At 66.9% G+C, this 18,624-nt stretch carries 15 protein-coding genes; 8 read left to right on the top strand and 7 right to left on the bottom strand.

Annotated features, from left to right (window positions below; translation table 11 throughout):
• Positions 1-108: 108 nt before the first annotated feature.
• Together H290_RS0107945 and H290_RS0107950 are read right to left on the bottom strand one after the other, a co-directional pair.
• On the bottom strand, positions 109-705 hold the full coding sequence (locus tag H290_RS0107945) for a TetR/AcrR family transcriptional regulator (protein ID WP_020106257.1): 597 nt from the start codon (positions 703-705) through the stop codon (positions 109-111).
• 84 nt (positions 706-789) lie between these two features.
• Complete coding sequence (locus tag H290_RS0107950) at positions 790-1,992, bottom strand: glycoside hydrolase family 3 N-terminal domain-containing protein (protein WP_081631517.1); 1,203 nt, start codon at positions 1,990-1,992, stop codon at positions 790-792.
• Positions 1,993-2,079: 87 nt separating this feature from the next.
• Here H290_RS0107950 and H290_RS28075 point away from each other — a divergent pair, with 87 nt between their 5' ends.
• Genes H290_RS28075 through H290_RS28080 form a run of 3 tightly spaced genes read left to right on the top strand, consistent with a single transcriptional unit; the run spans position 2,080 to position 7,066 of the window.
• Entirely contained in the window at positions 2,080-2,655 is a 576-nt protein-coding gene (locus H290_RS28075) for a universal stress protein (protein ID WP_020106260.1), read from the top strand.
• Positions 2,652-2,852, top strand: a complete 201-nt coding sequence (locus H290_RS0107965) for a DUF2613 domain-containing protein (RefSeq protein ID WP_020106261.1) — start codon at positions 2,652-2,654, stop codon at positions 2,850-2,852. Before H290_RS28075 ends, H290_RS0107965 begins: the two co-directional genes overlap by 4 nt.
• 29 nt (positions 2,853-2,881) lie before the next feature.
• Entirely contained in the window at positions 2,882-7,066 is a 4,185-nt protein-coding gene (locus H290_RS28080) for an alpha-(1->3)-arabinofuranosyltransferase (RefSeq protein WP_020106262.1), read from the top strand.
• Here the strand turns inward: H290_RS28080 and H290_RS30595 are convergent.
• Entirely contained in the window at positions 6,959-8,206 is a 1,248-nt protein-coding gene (locus H290_RS30595) for an acyltransferase (protein ID WP_155976746.1), read from the bottom strand. The genes H290_RS28080 and H290_RS30595 overlap by 108 nt on opposite strands.
• Positions 8,207-8,332: 126 nt before the next feature.
• Between H290_RS30595 and H290_RS0107980 the strand changes: the two genes are divergently transcribed.
• Positions 8,333-9,682 carry a DUF3068 domain-containing protein gene (locus tag H290_RS0107980; protein ID WP_081631518.1) on the top strand — a complete coding sequence of 450 codons (1,350 nt, stop codon included), beginning with the start codon at positions 8,333-8,335 and terminating at the stop codon, positions 9,680-9,682.
• 77 nt (positions 9,683-9,759) lie between these two features.
• On the opposite strand, the gene H290_RS0107985 is transcribed toward H290_RS0107980, so the two are convergent.
• From H290_RS0107985 to H290_RS28085, 3 genes are read right to left on the bottom strand one after another with little or no spacing between them, the layout of a single operon-like run.
• The gene (locus H290_RS0107985; RefSeq protein WP_020106265.1) at positions 9,760-10,740 is read right to left on the bottom strand and encodes an LLM class F420-dependent oxidoreductase; all 981 of its coding nucleotides are present in this window, start codon (positions 10,738-10,740) and stop codon (positions 9,760-9,762) included.
• Positions 10,737-11,939, bottom strand: a complete 1,203-nt coding sequence (locus H290_RS0107990) for a lipopolysaccharide biosynthesis protein (protein ID WP_036518417.1) — start codon at positions 11,937-11,939, stop codon at positions 10,737-10,739. The genes H290_RS0107985 and H290_RS0107990 overlap by 4 nt, the downstream gene beginning before the upstream one ends.
• 5 nt (positions 11,940-11,944) lie before the next feature.
• Positions 11,945-12,952, bottom strand: coding sequence for a DMT family transporter (locus tag H290_RS28085; RefSeq protein WP_081631519.1), 1,008 nt, complete (start codon positions 12,950-12,952; stop codon positions 11,945-11,947).
• On the opposite strand from H290_RS28085, the gene H290_RS0108000 reads away from it, so the two are divergent.
• From H290_RS0108000 to H290_RS0108010, 3 genes are read left to right on the top strand one after another with little or no spacing between them, the layout of a single operon-like run.
• On the top strand, positions 12,951-14,345 hold the full coding sequence (locus tag H290_RS0108000; protein ID WP_020106268.1) for a PLP-dependent aminotransferase family protein: 1,395 nt from the start codon (positions 12,951-12,953) through the stop codon (positions 14,343-14,345). The genes H290_RS28085 and H290_RS0108000 overlap by 2 nt on opposite strands.
• Before the next feature lie 18 nt (positions 14,346-14,363).
• On the top strand, positions 14,364-16,091 hold the full coding sequence (locus H290_RS28090; RefSeq protein ID WP_020106269.1) for a hypothetical protein: 1,728 nt from the start codon (positions 14,364-14,366) through the stop codon (positions 16,089-16,091).
• Positions 16,091-16,540: a nuclear transport factor 2 family protein gene (locus H290_RS0108010; RefSeq protein ID WP_020106270.1), complete on the top strand. Its 450-nt coding sequence runs from the start codon at positions 16,091-16,093 to the stop codon at positions 16,538-16,540. Before H290_RS28090 ends, H290_RS0108010 begins: the two co-directional genes overlap by 1 nt.
• On the opposite strand, the gene H290_RS0108015 is transcribed toward H290_RS0108010, so the two are convergent.
• Positions 16,530-17,684, bottom strand: coding sequence for a glycosyltransferase family 4 protein (locus tag H290_RS0108015; RefSeq protein WP_028462933.1), 1,155 nt, complete (start codon positions 17,682-17,684; stop codon positions 16,530-16,532). The two genes, H290_RS0108010 and H290_RS0108015, sit on opposite strands and share 11 nt — an antisense overlap.
• Positions 17,685-17,796: 112 nt before the next feature.
• Here H290_RS0108015 and H290_RS0108020 point away from each other — a divergent pair, with 112 nt between their 5' ends.
• Entirely contained in the window at positions 17,797-18,567 is a 771-nt protein-coding gene (locus tag H290_RS0108020; RefSeq protein ID WP_020106272.1) for a class I SAM-dependent methyltransferase, read from the top strand.
• Positions 18,568-18,624: the final 57 nt, after the last annotated feature.

Here is an 18,624-nt window from a genome sequence, read left to right on the forward strand (position 1 = left end):
TATGTGCTAGGCGCAGGTCCGTCGCAACGACCGCACCAAAGCGCTCGCGTTTTGTCGCTGCTACAGCCCGAAGCCCAGGTGGGCACCGCCAAAAGGACACATTCTGGGTTAGGGGCGGTCTCCGGCGAGGCCGCGCCAGCCCATTGAGACCATGAGGTCGGCGGCGGAGTCGAGGTCGATGTCGCCTTCGGCAATCCGGTCGGCCACGGCTTCACCCGCACCGACGAGTGCAACTGCCATCAGTTCGAAATCGGTGTCGCTGGGATGCGGGACGGTCGTGCCGCGACGCAGCAGGTCGGCGACCATCTCGATCAGCCGGGCCCGGCTGGCGTCGACCAGGCCGACGAACTTGGCCTGTCCGGTGGCGAGGCGATAGAGCACCCGCCACGACTCCCGGTTGTTGTGGACGTAATAGAGGAAGTCGTAGATGACCGTGCGAGCCTGATCGCGTTGCTTGAGGTTGGGGTCGAATCCGGCGCTCATGGCCTCGATGAACCGGCCACCCTCACGGTTGATGCAGGCGCCGAAGAGTTCGTCCTTCGATCCGTAATAGAGGTAGAGCATCGGTTTGCTGATACTCGCCTCGGCGGCGATCGCGTCCATCGAGGTCTCGCGAAAACCGTTCGCGGCGAACACATGTACCGCGGCATCGAGCATCTGCTGCTCGCGGACGGCGCGCGGCAGACGCTTCGTTCCTCCGGCCACGACACCAACTTCCCTCGGTAAACTTCAGATCGCGGTCATATTACCAGCCGGTAAGTTCTGGCGGACCCACCGTCCGAACCCGCTTCAGCAGTCGAGGACATTCTTGGCGCGCAGCACCCGAACCACCGAGGCATCGACCTGGTCGGCCGGGAGCTCACCATTTTCTACCGCAGCGGTCAGCGTATCCAGGACCGCGGGAACGTCGTTCGTCGAGAGCCACAGCGCGATATCGGCACCGGCGGACAACGCCATCGTGGCCGCCTTCTCGATGCCGTACCGCGCCGAGATAGCCGCCATCCCCGACAGGTCATCGGTGAAGATCGGACCGTCGAACGGCGGGGCGGCGTAGCCCGTGCCGCCGCGCAGCAACGACATCGCTGCCGGGCTGATGCTGGCCGGGGTGTCCGGCTCGGTCAGCCCCGGGACGATGAGGTGACCGACCATGACACCGACGCCGGGCCCGACCAATGTGCGGTAGGGCACCAGGTCGTTGGTCTGCAGCTCCGACAGCGGCGGCGTCGCGACGTTGCCGGTGTGGGAATCCCCCGAGCCGTGGCCGTGGCCGGGGAAGTGCTTGAACACCGGCATGATGCCCGCATCGGTCAATCCCTGGGCGTACGCCTCGGCGTAGATGGCCACCGTCTGCGGATCGTCGCTGAACGAGCGGTCGCCGATGACGTCGTCGGCCGGCTCGTCGCTGACATCGGCCACCGGTGCGAAGTCGACCGTGACACCGAGTTCCTTCATCTGCAGTCCCTGCGACTTCGCCAGCGCGCGCACCTCCTCGGGGGTCTGCCCCGACTGCACCAGCTCCCGGGCCGAGGGGCTGTCGATACCGAGCGGCGATAACCGCGACACCCGGCCACCCTCCTGGTCCACGGTGACCATCACGGGAGTCTTCGCCGCGGACTGCACCGACTTGACACCACCGTCGGAGAGGATCGACAGGTCGGTCCAGCTGCCGACGAAGATCCCGCCGATCTGCTCGGTCTCGACCACATCGAGCGCATCGGCCGTACCGGTCACCCCGACCACCAAGAGCTGGGCAAGCTTGCGCCGCAACGACATCGACTCGAGCTCGGTGGCGCCACAGGACGTCGGGGTCACCATCGGTGTCCCCGACGGCTCCGCGGACGTCGCCGTCGAAGCGGGCGAGCGCACCCCGGAATCCGGTGCGCTCAAGAGCACCTCGGGCTCGTCGCCGGCCCCGCTGCAGGCGGCCACCACCGACGCGATGGTGATCGTCAAGGCGGCCAGGGCACGGCGAGACCGGTGTTCGGCAAACATGAAACGAGTCTTGCACGGCGTCTGGATGTGATGTCCATTACATTCGACGGGTATCCTCGACAGCGAGGACCTGCACAGGAGGCAACCATGTCCGGTCAGCACACGATCGGTAAGCCGGGGGACACCCGACAAGACACCATCATGATCGCCTACGACGGCAGCGAGAACGCCGATCGGGCGATCGACTACGCCGGGAGATTCCTGAAGTCCCACAAAGCGTTTGTGGTGACAGCCTGGGAGACCGGTGTCCACCAGAGCGCGCGACTCTCAGCCCTGTCGGGCGGAATGCAGCCCGTTCTGCACTCAGTGGTCGATCAAGGCATCGACGACGCCCTTCACGACGAGGCCCGCGACCGCAACACCCAGGGGGTCCAGCGCGCCATCGCCGCCGGACTGGACGCCGAGGGCCGCCTCGCCGAGGTCGACTCGACGGTATGGGCAGCGCTCGTCGATGCTGCCGACACCTTGGAAGTCGACATCCTGGTCACCGCCACCAGCGGCTCGTCCGGACTGCGGGCACTTCTGCACAGCAGTGTGTCCGAGCATGTCCTCAAGCACTGCCACCGTCCGGTGCTCGTGGTGCCGGCCGGATGCGCACGTAAGAATGAAGATGCACGCGCCATGCGTAAGTCGAAGGCCCGGATGGTAACTTCGCACCCATGACCAACAACCGCCTGATTGCGGGCGCAGTCGCCGGAGTCCTGGGCGTTGTATTTGCCATTGCTGCTGTCTTCCTCGGTGGCGTGCTCGCGTCCGAAGACTCGCCGGCCACGAATGTGAACAGCTTCAATGCAGACGACGGTTTCGTCCAGGGGACTGTCGATTACGGCACCCGCGACAACGCCGGAGTCACAAACTGACCAAAAGAGGTCTGCTGTATGCAGCTCTCGTGGCGCTGTTCGCGTCGTTCCTCCAGTCTCCCGGCCTGATATCGGCTGACACCAAGCTCGACCTCACCGGGGATCCGATCGGATTCCTCGGCCGGGCGGCACATCTGTGGTCGTCCGTCGCACCGCTCGGGCAGGTGCAGAACCAGGCCTACGGATACTTCTTTCCCCACGGCGCATTCTTCGCGCTCGGCGATCTGTTGTCGCTGCCGGCGTGGATCACCCAGCGACTCTGGTGGGCAATGCTGCTGTGGGTCGGGTTCGTGGGGTTCGTGCGGCTCGCCGATGCCCTCGGGGTCGGCTCGCGGTGGTCCCGGATCTTCGCGGCGCTGGTCTTCGTCGCCAGCCCCCGGGTCCTGACAACCATCGGCTCGATCTCGTCCGAGACACTGCCGGTGATGTTGGCACCGTGGGTCCTGGCCCCGGTGGTGATGGCCCTGGGTCACGTGGCTGCAACCAAAACCCCACGCCGCCTGGCGTTTGAATCCGCCTGCGCGCTCGCCCTGATGGGTGCGGTCAACGCGGTGGCAACCGTGGCCGCGGCATCGGTGGCCATCATCTGGTGGCTGATGCACACACCGCTGCGGGGGCATGCCGCCCGCTGGTGGCGGTTCGGGGTGTGGTGGCTGCTCGGTGCTGTGATGGCATGCCTCTGGTGGATCGTCCCGCTGCTCATCCTGTCTCAGGTCAGTCCCCCGTTCCTCGACTTCATCGAATCCTCGCGCGTGACAACGGAATGGGTGTCACTGACCGAGGTCCTGCGCGGCACGAGCTCGTGGACGCCTTTCGTCTCCCCGGAACGAGTCGCCGGCGCCGGGCTCGTCACCCAGCCCGCCGCGGTCGTGGCCACGGGCATCCTGGCCGCCGCCGGCCTGACCGGACTCGCGATGCGGGCGATGCCCGCGCGCGGGCGCCTGACCGTCATCCTGATCATCGGTCTGCTCCTCATCTGCCTCGGCTACCCCGGACAGCTGGGATCCCCCATCGGCGAATCGGTTCGGGTCTTCCTCGACGGCGCCGGTGCCCCACTGCGCAACGTCCACAAATGGGAACCGCTGATCCGGATCCCGCTCACGCTGGGCATCGCGCACCTGTTGGCCCGCGTCCCGACCCCGGACATCGCCGGATGGCGTGGCACGCGAGAGGCATTCGCGCACCCCGAGCGATCGAAGCCGGTCGCCGCTGCGGTGGTGGTGCTGGTGGCACTACTCGCTGCCGGCTCGATGGTCTGGACCAGGTCAATGGCAGCACCGGGCAGCTATAGCGCCATCCCTTCGTATTGGAGCGACACCGCGAAGTGGCTCGAAGACAACGGTGCGGACGAAAACCGTCGCGCACTGGTGGTTCCGGGGTCACCCTTTGCCAACCAGACTTGGGGGCTGACCCGCGATGAGCCACTGCAGGTACTCGCCGAGGAGCCCTGGGCCGTCCGCGACGCCATTCCCCTGACCCCGCCGGGAGCGATCCGGGCGATGGATTCGGTCCAACGGTCGATCTCCGAGGGCAGACCGATGGCCGGTCTGGCCGCCACCCTGGCCCAGCAGGGGATCTCCTACGTGGTGGTCCGGGCCGACCTCGATCCCTCCACCTCCAGATCGACTCGTCCGGTGTTGGCGCGCAACGCAATTGCCGGATCTCCGGGTATGACGCTGGTTGCCGGCTTCGGGCCGGAGGTGGGGGCGCCCAGCATCGACGACGACATCGTGTCCGACAGTGGGCTGCGGCCGAAACTGCCCGCGATCTCGATCTACGAGGTCGACTCCACGGTCGGCTTCGACGGGACCCGGCCGGCAACCGTTCCGCTCGAAGAGATGCCACGCGTCTTCGGTGGACCCGAATCCCTTGCCCAGCTGCAGAACAACGCGGCCATCGCCGGTGAGCCGCCGCTGGGTCCGGTCGTCCTGCAGTCCGATGCGCAGGACGCCGGCCTGCCCGAGGCCCCGATGGTGGTGACGGACAGCCCCACCAACCGTGAGGTCGATTTCGGGCGCGTCGACGACCACAGCTCCGGCATCCGCACCCCCGACGATCCGCGCCTGACACAGAACGCCGTGGCCGACTATCCGGTCGACGGCCAGCCCCTGGTGCAGGGCCAATGGCTGCTCGATGAACAGCCCGACCAGGTATCGGTCAGCACCTCCGGATCAGCTTCCGATGCAACACAATTGGGGCAGACCTCCCCCGGCAGCGCACCCGCGGCCGCCTTCGACGGAAGCCCGAACACCAGCTGGGTCAGCCGCGGCCTCGACTCCGCGGTCGGACAATGGCTGCAACTCGACTTCACAGCGCCCCGATCGCGACTCGCCCTCGACATCACACTGGGCACCGCCCTCGGCCCCGGCGTCTCGACGTTGCTGATCACCACCGAGGCCGGCAGCACCGTCGCGTCCGGGGTCTCACCCGGGACCGCAACCAGGGTTGTCCCACCGAGCGGGCCGACCCGGTGGATACAGATCCGCGCCATCGAAACCGAAAACCACACCGCCGGAAATCAATTCGTGATCTCCGAAGTCGAGCTGCGTGATGCCGCAGCCGACCGGGTCATTCCGGTCCGCCATCGGGTGGTGCTACCGGAACTTGTTGCCGGTCAACAGGTCTCGCAGTGGAGCCTGGGCCCCGAACTACCCGGCCGCGCGGCCTGTGTACCCGACGGCGACGTGACGCTCTGCTCCGATGCCCTGAGCCTGCCCACCGAAGAACCCGGGACATTCGGCCGGGTGTTGTCGGTGCCGTCCGCGGTGTCGGTCAACCCGGCGGTGACGGTGACGGCCCGACCGTCAGAAGCGTTGACCCGCTTGCTCTCCGACCCCACCGAGATCACCGCGACGGGCGACTCGGCCATCGCCGATCCGCGCGGTGCGCCGATGGCCGCTGTTGACGGAGATCCAGGGACCAGCTGGATCGCCCGCATCTCGGAGCCCGGCGAAGCCCGCCCCACCCTTTCCCTGCACCTGCCGACACCGCAGACCGTCAGCGGGCTGAAGATCACCGTGCCACCGCGACAGTTCCCCGCCGATCCGCTGCTGGTCGGCGTCGACCTCGGCAACGGACGGCAGGTGCGCGAGGTCGGCGACGACGGCGTCATCCGGCTCGATCCACTTCAGACCTCGTCGATCGCGATCACGGTTCTGGAGAAGGCCGAGATCCTCGACGCCAACAGCCTCGGGTTCGCCGACCTCGCCCCGACCGGCATCGCAGAGGTCGAGGTCCTCGGCTCCGACATCCCTCCGGCCGACCCGGACCGGCCGATCGAGGTCGATTGCTCGAGTGGGCCCGGACTCACCATTTCCGGTGGCACGGAGCGCTTCTCGCTGAAGACCACCGCGGGTGCACTCCGGTCCGGTGCGCCCATCGCGGCGACACCCTGCGGCTCGGCACCGCTCGCACTCCCGGCCGGAGAACAGGAACTGGCCGTCAACCCCGGGGATGCCTTCTCGGTGGCGGCGGTGACCCTGACCGCAACCAATGCGCAGATCCCGCGGGCCGTCCCGCAGCCCACCGACGTCACCCGGTGGGATGCGACCGACCGTCGCGTCGAGGTGACCGCCGCGGCCGCAGACCGGGTGCTGATCGTGCCCGAGAGCGTCAACACCGGCTGGGAGGCACGCGCGGGCGACACCGAGCTGTCACCGCTGACCGTGAACGGCTGGCAGCAGGGCTGGATCATCCCGGCCGGGTACTCGGGTGCGATACACCTGACATATCCACTCGATCAGCCGTACCGATGGTCCATCGGGATCGGCCTGGCGCTGGTCGTGCTCCTATTCATCGCCACGTTGGTACCGACTCGTCGCACGCCCGCGACGACCTGGGCCGTGGCGCAACCGATCCGGGCCGGCGTCGTGGCACCGGTGTTGCTCGCCGGCGCCGTCTACCTGCTCACCGGACCGGTCGGACTGATCATCTCGGCCGTGGTGGCCGGCGCGGTGACCGCCGTTTCACTGCTGGCACGCCGCACCCGGCATCACCAGTTCGGTGCCGCGCTGGTCGCGATCATGATGTTGCTGGCGACCTTCGGGCTCGCGTCCGGCCCGTGGCGGTCGTCGCTGGGCTACACCGGCTGGGACTGGTGGGTACAGCTACCGGCTCTGCTGGCGGTCGTACTCGCCGCGTGGCTCGCGATCGACGTGCCGCGGTGGCTGGTTCGACTGGTCTCCCGGCGCCCTGTCTCTAGGCGCCACGGATAGGGCCGCGCGAGCCTCGCTGTTGCGCAGCCAGTGTCGGGTCGGTTCCTCGATCCAGGCGTAGCTGGCCGCCGACACCCCAATGGTCAACAGCAGGGTCAGCAAGAACACCACCAACATCGACCCCGAGAACGGAACGATTCCGGCCAGGGGAAAGACCCAGGCGAGCACCACCAGATGCCAGAGGAAGATGGAGTACGACCACCGGCCGAGTGCCTGCATCGGTGCCGAATCCAGGAATCGATGGCTTCGGCCGGGATTCAGGGTCAACGGGGCGATCAGCGCAAAACCGATGATCACGCCCAGCACCATCTTGATGGCGAACTGCCAGGGCTCGAGCGGCGCCAGACCGGTCGGTCCGGCGAGTTCGGTGCAGGAGAGCGCAAACGCGACCACTGCGATGGCTGCCAGCAACAGGCGGCGACGTCCGAGGCGCGCGATACGCCCTCGCATACCGGCCGCACCCGCCTCGGCAGTCCCCAATTCCGCGAGGACGAGCCCGCACAGGAACCAGGGCAGATGTCCGGGCAGCCAGTTCTTGGCCTCGACGCCCGCCTCCAGTGGCAACGCATCGGCGACCCAGGCCCAGCCCAGGCTGATGACGCCCGTGGTCACCAGCACCGGGATCCGCCACCGCGCCGCCGGTCCGCGCAGGCGCAGCATCAGCCAGGCGATCAGCGGCAGCGCCAGATAGAAGCTGACCTCCACCGACAGGCTCCACATCTGGGTGAGGCCGGCGGTCAGGGTCAACGGCACGTAGATCTGGGTGAGCGTGAGGTTGGCGATCCAGACGGTGAAACTGGCGGGCCGCGCATCGGGCAGCAGGCTCAGGACCACCACCACGACCACCACATAGGCCGGCCAGATCCGGACCACGCGATGTCGCAGGTACCGCCAGGTTCCGGGCACCTTGCGGTGCGGGTCCCGGGCCGCCTCGGAGTGCGGGCGCCAGAGCAGATAGCCCGACAGCGCAAAAAACAGGGCCACCGCCATGTCGAAGCGGCCCCACACCGCGCCCAACCAGCTGCCGTCCACCGATCCGGTCTGGAACGCGACGTGCGTGACCATGACACCGACGGCGGCACAGGCACGCATGCCTTCGAGTGCCCGATTGAAACCGGCGACCGGTGGCGTAGAGCTCATGATGAGCCCAAACGTACCCGGCGCACCTGGCGAAAGCGGCGTCGAGACGCGAAAGGCAATGGGTAGGACTGTTAGTCTCGCCTTTGCCCTAAGCGTTGCCGCTCAGACCTCAAGGAGAACTGCCGGATGGCTCCTGCGCCACGGATGTCAGCAAAGGACCTCGCCGGTCCGGTCGCGATCTTCTTCGGGACATTGTTGCTCGTCTCAGCCATTGCCCTGCCGCTCTACTTCACGGACACGCTGAAGAAGACCCCGATGGACCTCGACCTCACCAGTGTCGCGGTGAGCCAGCCCCAACAGGGGGTGTCCGGAAGTGACGACCAGCCGGCGAAGATCTTCAACAGTTGTTCGGTCAACCAGCCTCGGGCCGAGGTCTCCGATGCCCGCCTGACGCAGCAGCAGCGCGTGATCGTGGTCGACCCCGCCGACGCCGACATCGCTACGTTCCAGGCCGGCAACTCGATCCGGATCGACTCGTACACCAGCGGCGACAAGACGGTCACCCCGTCGGCCGTGGGTGGCAAGGGCGCCTGCATGACCTCGCTGCTCACCGCGACGCGCGATCTGGTCACCACCAATCGGGAGACCGCGCAGCCGCAGATCTCCGGTGGCGGTCAATCCGAGGTCAAGGTCGACGCCAGCGACAACAGCGTCAGCCTTCCCGATCGCACCGGCCTGCAGTACCGCTTCCCGTTCGATGTCGAGAAGAGTGACAAGTACCAGTACTTCGACCTGACGACACGAACCACCAATCCGCTGACCTACGTCGATGACTCGACCGAGATCCACGGGGTGAAGACCCTCCACTTCACCCAGGAGGTTCCCGAGGTCGATCTCAGCACCCTGGTCGACGCCAACGACCAGCAAATGCCGAACACGTCCCTCGATCAGACCTCGGGGTGGTACGGCGGATTCCCCGGCTATCGCAACAATGACAAGTTGCCGGCCTCACTGATGCAGTCCAGCACCCGCGACCTTTACGTCGACCCGGCCAGCGGCACCATTCTCAATGAGCAGCAACACATTCGGCAGTCATACAAGCTGAACGTCAGCGACGATTCGCCGAAGGAGATGCTCGACTACCGCCTCACCGCCCTCGATGTGGTGTTCTCGTACGACCAGCAAACCCAGGAAGCACTGGCTTCGGACGCGAAGAGCCTGAGCGATCCGATCACGCTGTGGGGCCGCTGGATCCCGATTGTCATCGGCATCATCGGTGTCTTCCTTCTCGCGGTTGGTATCTGGCTCCTGCTCGGTTCCGGCGGCAGGTCGAAGCCGGCCGTCGCGGCGGACGGACCCTCCGATCCTGATGAGCAGCCTTACCCGCCGCGGCATGAAGAACCCCAGTACGCGGAATCGCACTACTCGGAACCGCAATACGAGCAGCCTTATGATCCGGATCAGACCAGGCAGATCCCGGTCATCAAGGACGACGGCGACGGTTTCACCGACTGGTCACCGCCCAGACGCTCCTGACACACAAACCACACGTTCCGGTCAGAACCACCTTGAACCAGGTGGATTCGACCGGAACGTGTGGTTTGCGGGATGTATCAGTTCACCAACGGCGACAACGCATTTGCCGCGAGGGTGATCAGTCCCGGCACGTGGCCGTTGGAGATCATGTTGATGGTGATGCCGTCGATGCCGACGTCGAGCACCCGGGTCTTGATCTGTACCGCGACCTCATCGGGCGAACCGACGAAGAACCGGTCGGTCGCCTCCGCCCACTTCTCGGCACCGACCTCCTCGGCGTCGAGGCCGCGGGCCTTCATCATGTCGACCAGGTTTGCCCGGGCCTTGTCGCCGTCCTCGTCGAGGACGACGGTCGCCAGGAAGCTCGTCTTGAGTGTGCTGCGATCCCGCTCGACCTCTTCGCAGCGCTTCGCAAGGGCCTCGAGTTTGCGCGGTAGTTCGGTGGCCGGCGCGATGATGTTGAGGTGCTGGGCGTAGCGGGCCGCCATCCCGAATGTCTTCTTCTCGCCACCACCACCGAGCATGATCGGGATGTCGGTACGGAGCTGCGGCTGATTCCGGGTGCCATGCGCCTGGTACCACTTGCCGTCGAGTTCGGGCTTGCTGCCGCGCAACATCGGCTCGATGATCTGGAGCGCTTCTTCGAGGCGCTCGAATCGGTCGGTGAAGGTGCCGAACTCGTAACCCATCTCCTGGTGTTCGAGTTCGAACCAGCCGGCGCCGAGTCCGAGGATCGCGCGGCCACCGCTGATGACGTCCAGGGTGGTGATGGTCTTGGCCAGCATCGCCGGATTCCGGTAGGTGTTGCCGGTGACCAGGGTCGAGAGGTTGATGTCCGACGTTGCCGTCGCCAGCGCACCCAGGGTCGTGTACGCCTCCAGCATCGGTTCGTCAGGAGCACCGATACCGGGCAATTGGTAAAAATGGTCCATCACCAAAACCGTGTCGAATCCGGCACTTTCGGCTTCCTGGGCCTGTGCGATGACCGTCGGGAACAGTTCGGCGACGCCACCGGGGTAGGAGAAATTGGGGATTTGATAACCGAGTCGAATGCTCATGCATCAACAGTACGACTGACGCCGATCCTTCGATGCGTTCCGAGCGCGACAAACGTGAGCGCGGTCCCGGCCACTGCGCAACCCGCCGCGGTCACCGCCAGCGTCGTGATGCTGTGGGCCCACAGCACCATCACCACGATCTCGACCACCAGCACCACCCAACTCAGGGCGGCGACCAGGGTGCGATCTGCCGCGATCGCGGCGAGAAGGCCGACCTGCAGAATCGACAGGGCACTGCCGGTGAGCGCGAACACCCAGAGAATCGGCACCACCGGGCTGTATTCGTCGCCGACGAGAACCGGGATCAGCGGCGCGCAGATGGCCGCGCCGGACACCACCACCGCACCGATCCCGGCGAGCCACACGACCGCGGTCTTCAACGCGTCGCGGGACTGGGTGGCATCGGCGAACTGCGGGAACAGCACCACCCCGATCGCCTGTGGCAACCAGAACGCGGCCTTGGTCGCGATGGTCCCGAAGGCATAGACCCCGGCGTCGTCATCACCGAGCAACGGCCGGGCCAGCAGCAGATCGACCGACGAGAGCGCGATGAGGACCAGTTGCACCTGCGATGCCCGCAACACCGTGCTCAGTGCCATCGCCTGCGCCGACTCCCCGTGCGCTGCCGGTGCCGCACCGGTCCGCGTCACCGCTGCCCAGACCCCCACCGCGGCGAGCGCAGCCCCACAGGCGGTCGCGGTCAGCGCGCCCGCGGCACCACCACCGGCCGCCAGGATCACGATGCCGGGCACTGTCCGTAAGATGCCCACCCCGGCCAGCACCCACGACAGGATCGAAAAGTGTTGCCGCCCTTGCAGAATCCCCTGCCCGGCGGCAATCAGAACCAACAGGGGCGCGGTCGCGAACGCCGCGATGGTGGCGGCCGGACCGGTATCGGCCAAAGCCATCATCACCGGTACCCCGATCGCAGCGGCGACCAGCACCGCGGCGGTCGTCCGCAGAGTGATCGAGATCAGATCGGCGGTTGCCCGACCCCGCACCACCTCCCGGGCGATCACCACCTGTAGCGCAAGCGCGGGCACCCCGAGGATCAGCATGGACTGGAGCAGGACGGCGAACTCGCCGTACTCGCTCTCGGTCAGCCAGCGGGCGGCGGGCACATGGATGAGGTAGCCGCAGATGTTGGCGACCATCGTCCCGACCGCAACACCTCCCACACCCGCCATCCGATTCCCCATGGCGTTCAGTGTCTCAGGGCGACCTCGACTCGAGGCGAAGGGCTGGTGTCACCGGTATTCGGGGAAACGTCCGTGGTCCGCAGCCGGGCCCGCTGCGCGATCCAGACGAGCAGACCCAGCACAATCCCGACCAGATAGATCCAGGCGTCGGGCCGCTCACCGAGGATCAGCGCCGACCACACGATGGTCAGGAGGGGCTGGATCTGCTGGAGCTGCCCGATCCGGGCGATGCCACCGCGGGCCAGACCGCCGTACCAGGCGAAGAAGCCGAGGAACTGCGAGATCACCGTGATGTACACCATCCCGGCGACCACCGACGCGGTCAGCGTGACCGTCCCCCCGATCAGCGCCACGACCGCGACCGGTATCGACAACGGCATCAGCAGGACCAACGACCACGAGATGCTCTGCGCTCCCCCGATCCGCTTGGCCACCGTTCCGCCGACCGCATAGCCGAACCCGGCGCTGACGGTGGCCAGGAACATCCAGAGGTGACCCCAGCCCAGCGCGAAGCCGGACAGGCCCGACGGGCTGGCCGACAGAAGATAGGCGATCAGCACCACGGCACCGGCACCGGTGGCCGCCCAGAACAGCCAGGGCAACCGTTCTCCGCCCAGGAGTGCGGCGAAAGTTGCCGTGAGCGCGGGCAGCAAACCGAGGATCACCGCTGCGGTGGCCGAATCGATGCGCTCCAGGGCGAGCGAGGAGAAGAGCGGGAACCCGACGACCACGCCCAGCCCCGAACACACCAGTGCTGCCAGGTCACCACGACCGGGCACCGACGCGCGGACGACGAGCAGGTAGGCCAATGCCAGCAGCCCGGCCAGGGCGGCGCGCAAGGCGGTCACGGTGAAGGCATCGATGCCCGCGACCGCCAGTTTGTTGGCCGGCAGGGAAAAACTGAAGGCCAGGACACCCAGCCCACCGAGTAGGAATCCCGCCGGGAGAACACGAGACCGGTCGGCGTTATCCGCTATCCGCATCTCAGGCGAACTGTTATCCTTGGCTCTCATGTTCAACGATAGCGGAGTATCAGTGCTTCGCGAAAGTCTGCGTGCACTGATCGTCGACAGCAAGCCGGGAACTCAGCTCCCGTCGGTGCGGTCGCTGCAGCAGGAACATCGGGTCTCACCCAACTCTGTGCAGCGCGTCCTGCGAGAACTGGCCGTCGAAGGTCTCGTCGACGTCCGCCCCGGTGCGGGGTCGTTTGTGGCCACCGCACCGCCGCCGCGGGCACCCGCCGACACCTCGTGGCAGGAATCGGTACTCGGCAGCCGGATCCCACCGGAACTGAACCGAACACTCGACCTGTGGCGTATCCCCGGATCCGATGTCATCCGTCTCAAGGGCGGCTACCTCGACAACGAACTCCTCCCGCGGGCCGCGCTCGACGCCGCGATGACCCGGGCGATCAAACGAGTACCGAGTTGGGGCCGTTATCCGATCGAGGGCAGCGAAGACCTGCGCCGCTGGTTTGCCTCCGAGATCGACGGCGTGCACGCGTCCGAGGTGATCGTGACCGCCGGTGGGCAGAGCGCGTTGTCCGTGGCGATCCGGGCACTGGTCCGCCCCGGCGAGCCGGTGATCGTCGAAAGTCCCACGTACACCGGCACAATCGCGATAGCCCGCAGCCACGGCGCCGACGTGATCCCGGTACCCAGCGACGCGGACGGTATCCGTACCGATCTGCTCGCCGATGCCATCGAACGCACCGGCAGCCGTCTCGTGGTGCTGCAACCCGCATTTGCCAATCCGAGTGGTGTCACCCTGTCCCGTGCCCGCCGCGACGAGGTCCTCGCTCTGGCACAGCAGCATTCACTGTTCATCCTCGAGGACGACTACGCCCGCTACCTCGGTATCGACCACGAGCCACCGCCGCCGCTGATCAGCCAGGACCCTAGCGGCCATGTGGTGCATGTCCGTTCGCTGTCCAAACCGGTCGGACCGGGATTGCGCGTCGCCGCCCTGTGCGCCCGCGGTCCGGCGCTGGCCCGGCTCCGGGCGGCGAAGACCCTCGACGACTTCTACGTGTCGGGCCCGATCCAGGAAGCCGCCGTCGAGTTCTTGACCTCCCCTGCCTGGCCCCGCCACAACCAGCTGGTTCGCCGGGCACTCGGCGAGCGACGCGATGCCCTGCTCGCCGCCATGACCCGATTGCTCCCGCACGTGGGCATTCCCGCTGTGCCCCACGGCGGCCTGCACCTGTGGGTCCGGTTGCCCGCCGGCGTCGACGACCGCGACGTCGCCGCAGCGGCCTATGCCGAGGGCGTCCTGGTGGGCGAAGGATCCCCCTGGTTCCCAGCCGGATTCGACCACTCCCACCTGCGCCTCACCTTCGGTGAAACGCCCGCGCCGATGATCACCGAGGCGGTGACCCGACTGGCCCGGGTCCTGCCTCCTTTGTGATCGGGTTAGGGTCCGTTCATGACCCGCCGGCACTGGATCACGCTGTGGCTGACCAGTGCCACCCTCTCGCTGGTGATCACCGCGCCCTTCTTCCGGTCCGGCTATCTGTTGATCGCCGACATGGTGAGTACCCCGCGTTCTCACCTCACCGATTCGGCCATCGGGCTCGGTGTCGGCGCGCCCCGGGCGGTACCGCAGGACTGGTTCATCGCGCTGACCTCACCGGTGGTCGACGGCGGGATCATCGTGAAGGTGCTGACGACGCTGGCGTTGATCCTCACCGGAGTCGGGTACGGCCGGCTGGTACGCGTCGCACTCCCCGGCTCGGGATCGGCCGGAATGCTGGTCGGTACCACGGTCGCGATCTGGAATCCGTATGTCGCAGAGCGCCTTCTGCAGGGACATTGGAGTCTGCTGTTCGGATACGCCGCGATCGCCTGGATCTTCTTGTGCGCCAATCGGATCCGGCGCCACCCCGGATACATCTCCTATTCGGTGCTCGCCGCCTGGCTCGCCATCGCCGGACTGACACCCACCGGGTCGATGCTCGCCCTGTTCACCCTGGTGGCCGCACTGCTCGTCCCGGTGGCTGTCAGCTGCCCGCACCGGATCGCGGCGAAGACCGGCGGTGTCGCACTGGCGATCTGGGTGACGTCGGCCCTGCCCTGGATCATGGCGTCGCTGCTGGGCTCCGGCTCCGCCACATCCGATCCGGATTCCGTGGCGATCTTCGCCGCCCGCGCCGAACCCGGTCTGGGTACATTCGGTTCGCTGCTGGGGCTCGGCGGTATCTGGAATGCGGACGCCGTCCCCGCCAGCCGCACCGCTGTCTGGGCCGCGGTGGCCACCGCGGCGCTGCTGGTGGTCGTCGCTGCGGGCGTGCCCACGCTCTACCGACGTCGGCGCAATCCGCCGGTGGCCGGGGCCGCGGGGCTTGCCACGGCGTCGATTGTGTTGATCACCCTGGCCTCCACCGATCCTGGCATCGCGGTCCTCGAGTGGGCGGTGGACACCGTGCCCGGCGCGGGACTGCTCCGCGACACCCAGAAGTGGGTTGCCCTGGCCGTGCCGCTCTACGCACTCGCGGCAGCGGCGGCGGTGCAGGCATCCCGGCGATGGGTCCCACGGGGTTTCGCGGCCGTGGTGGTCGCGGTACTCATCGTCGCACCGCTACCCGACCTCGCGTGGGGTGTCGGCAACAAGGTCACCGTGAGCACTTATCCAACCGACTGGCAACAGGTCGCCGGGCACATCCCGGCCGACGAGGGCGACGTACTACTGCTCCCGACCGGCATGAACCGGCTCTACGATTTCACCGGCCACGTCTCGCTTGATCCCGCTCCCCGGCTGCTGCGCGCCGACGTCTTACAGACCGGCGAACTCGTGGTCGGCGGCCGGGCGGTCGACCGCACCGAGTCACGTGCCACCGCAGCCGAATCCGCGCTGCTGTCGGGCGCCTCGCCGGCTGAACTGGCGGAGCTCGGTGTCGGATGGGTACTAGTCGAAGGCCGTCTCGCCGCCGACTCCCCGGCCCGGCCGACACTGGACGCGGCCACCGAGGTCTTCGACGGCGAAGACCTTCGCGTGTACTGGATCGAGGGCGCGCGGACAGTCTCCGCCTCCACCATCGACCGGGTGGCGGTCTGGAGCGCCCACCTGTTGTGGATTGTGCTGATCGCCAATGGGTTTGTGGCGATTGTGCTGAAATGGGCGCACCGATCGACGCACCGGAAGAAGGTCAGATAGTGGACGACATCGAAGCCATCAAGGCGGTCAAGTATCGCTACCTGCGGGCGCTGGACACCAAGGCCTGGGAGGACTTCGAAGACACGCTCACCACCGACGTCACCGGTGAATACGGCGAAAGCCTCTCTTTTGCCGACCGCACCACATTGGTCGACTTCATGCGATCGACGGTGGGACCGGCCGTGATCACCGAACATCGCGCCGATCATCCGGTGATCACGGTGAACGGCGATGAGGCAACCGGCGAGTGGTACCTGCAAGATCGGGTGATCGTCACCGAGTTCAAGTTCATGTTGTTCGGTGCCGCGTTCTACAGCGACCGGTACCGCCGGACCGCTGACGGCTGGAAGATCTGCGCCACCGGATACAAGCGGACCTACGAGGCGACCCTGTCACTCGATGACATCCCGAGCTTTCAGTGCAAACCCGGAGCCGCACTCAATCTTTGACGAGCCCGGAGATCGGCTGCCCGGCCACCGCCGCGGCGAGCACCTGATTCACGCCGGCCGCCGCTGCCGCCCAGGAGTATCCACCGGCACGCTCCCGCGCCTTGTCGCCGAGCTCGTGGCGCCAGGACTGTTCGTCGAGCAATTGCGCTGTCACCGCGGCGAGTTCGTCGATGTTGTCGACCAGCACCCCGGTCACACCGTCGACCACCGAGTCGGTCAGCCCGCGCGATGACCGGTAGCCGACGGTCGGGACGCCGTAGCCCGCGGCCTCGATGACCGCCAGTCCCCAGCCCTCGGTGCGCGACGGCATCAGGTGGACCGAGGCACCGGCCAGGAGCTGGTGCTTGCGTTCCTCGCTGACATGGCCGTGGAAGACCACCCGATCATCGATCCCGAGCTCAGACGCCTTGGCCCGCAGTTCTTCCGACCACCAGCCGTCACCGATCACATCCAGCATCACATCTGGATGACTCGCGGAGATCCGCCCCATCACCTCGAGGGCATGTTCGATCTGCTTGTGCGGCACCAGCCGCGACAGCACACACAGCCGGCGTGCATCGGGGTCGACCTGTTCATCCGGCAGTGCGAACGGCGACGGATCGGTACCGGCGCGCACCACGGCCACCCGCTGCGCGTCCACCCCCAGCGACACCAGGTCTTCCGCCGACGGCAACGACACCGTCAGATACTGCGCATCACGATGCACCCGCGGCGACAGCCACGATTCGATGAACCAGCCGACCTTGCCCATCAGCACACCGGCAACCGGCCACTGCCGCTTGTGGCAGTGATGCACCAGCACCACGACCGGGGCCCGGCTCACCCACCGCGCGAAGAACGGGATCCCGTTCTGGGTGTCGATCACGACGTCGGGGTCGATCCCGGCCAGCGGCCCACGGCCGAAACGGGCGGCGAGGATCGCCGCCATCGCGCGTGGGTACACACTCAGGCGCCCACCGCCCCGCGACACCCGCATCCCGGCTCGGGACTCGACGGCTGGGGCACCCGGATAACCCGCGGTCCGGAACGTCACCTTCACACCGCTGCGGGCCAGTTCGGCGCCAACGCGTTCCAGGTAGCGCTCGCTGCCGCCACCCTGCGGATGGTCACTGTCGCGCCAGCACAGCAACAGCACCTCACGCAGAGGTGCTGTTTGCCCCGATTCGCCGCTGGGGGCCACTGTGTCGTCGATGGGTTTCACTGCAAGACAGGGTAGCGGGCAGGGCCCGGATGTCACCACCCGTATCCTTTGGCCGGTGAACGCTGCCATTTCCCGAGCGCAACGGCGGGCAACGTTGCCGCGGTCAGCACGTCTGCTGAATCATTTTCGCTACGAACAGCCCGACCCGGACCGGTTTTACGGCGCCCTGGCCGACGACTCCGTCGAGCTCATCGAGGCCCTCCATCAGGACGTCTACAACGCCGGACTCGAGGGACTGACCGTCCTCGATGTCGGTGGCGGTCCCGGCTACTTCGCCGAGGTCTTCCGATCCCGCGGCGCCGACTACGTATCCGTGGAACCGGACGCCACCGAAATGCATGCGGCCGGACTCCCGCAACGGGCCAGTGTCCGGGGCTCGGGCATGGCGTTGCCGATCTTCTCGGGCAGCGTCGACATCTGCTATTCGTCGAACGTGGCCGAACACGTGCGGGATCCGTGGGCGATGGCCCAGGAGATGCTGCGGATCACCAAACCCGGCGGACTGGTGCTACTGAGCTACACCCTCTGGTACGGCCCCTTCGGCGGCCACGAAATGGGACTGACCCACTACTTCGGTGGCGCCCGGGCAGCCCGCTGGTACACCCGCAAACACAGACATCCTCCCAAGAACCTCTACGGCACATCGCTGTTCAAGGTGACCGCGGCCGACGGGCTGCGCTGGGCCAAGTCCGTCCCGGCCGATCAGGCCACCCTGCTGGCGGCATTCCCCCGATATCTGCCCGGCCGGATGTGGTGGGTGATGCGGGTACCGCTTCTGCGAGAGCTGTTGGGCAGCAACCTCGTTCTGATGCTGCGCAAGAACTGACCGGATTCACTCCACAACGCACCGAGCCCCTGCACCGGAATACGGCACAGGGGCTCG

The sequence above is a fragment of the Nocardia sp. 348MFTsu5.1 genome (assembly GCF_000383535.1).
GTDB lineage: Bacteria > Actinomycetota > Actinomycetes > Mycobacteriales > Mycobacteriaceae > Williamsia > Williamsia faeni.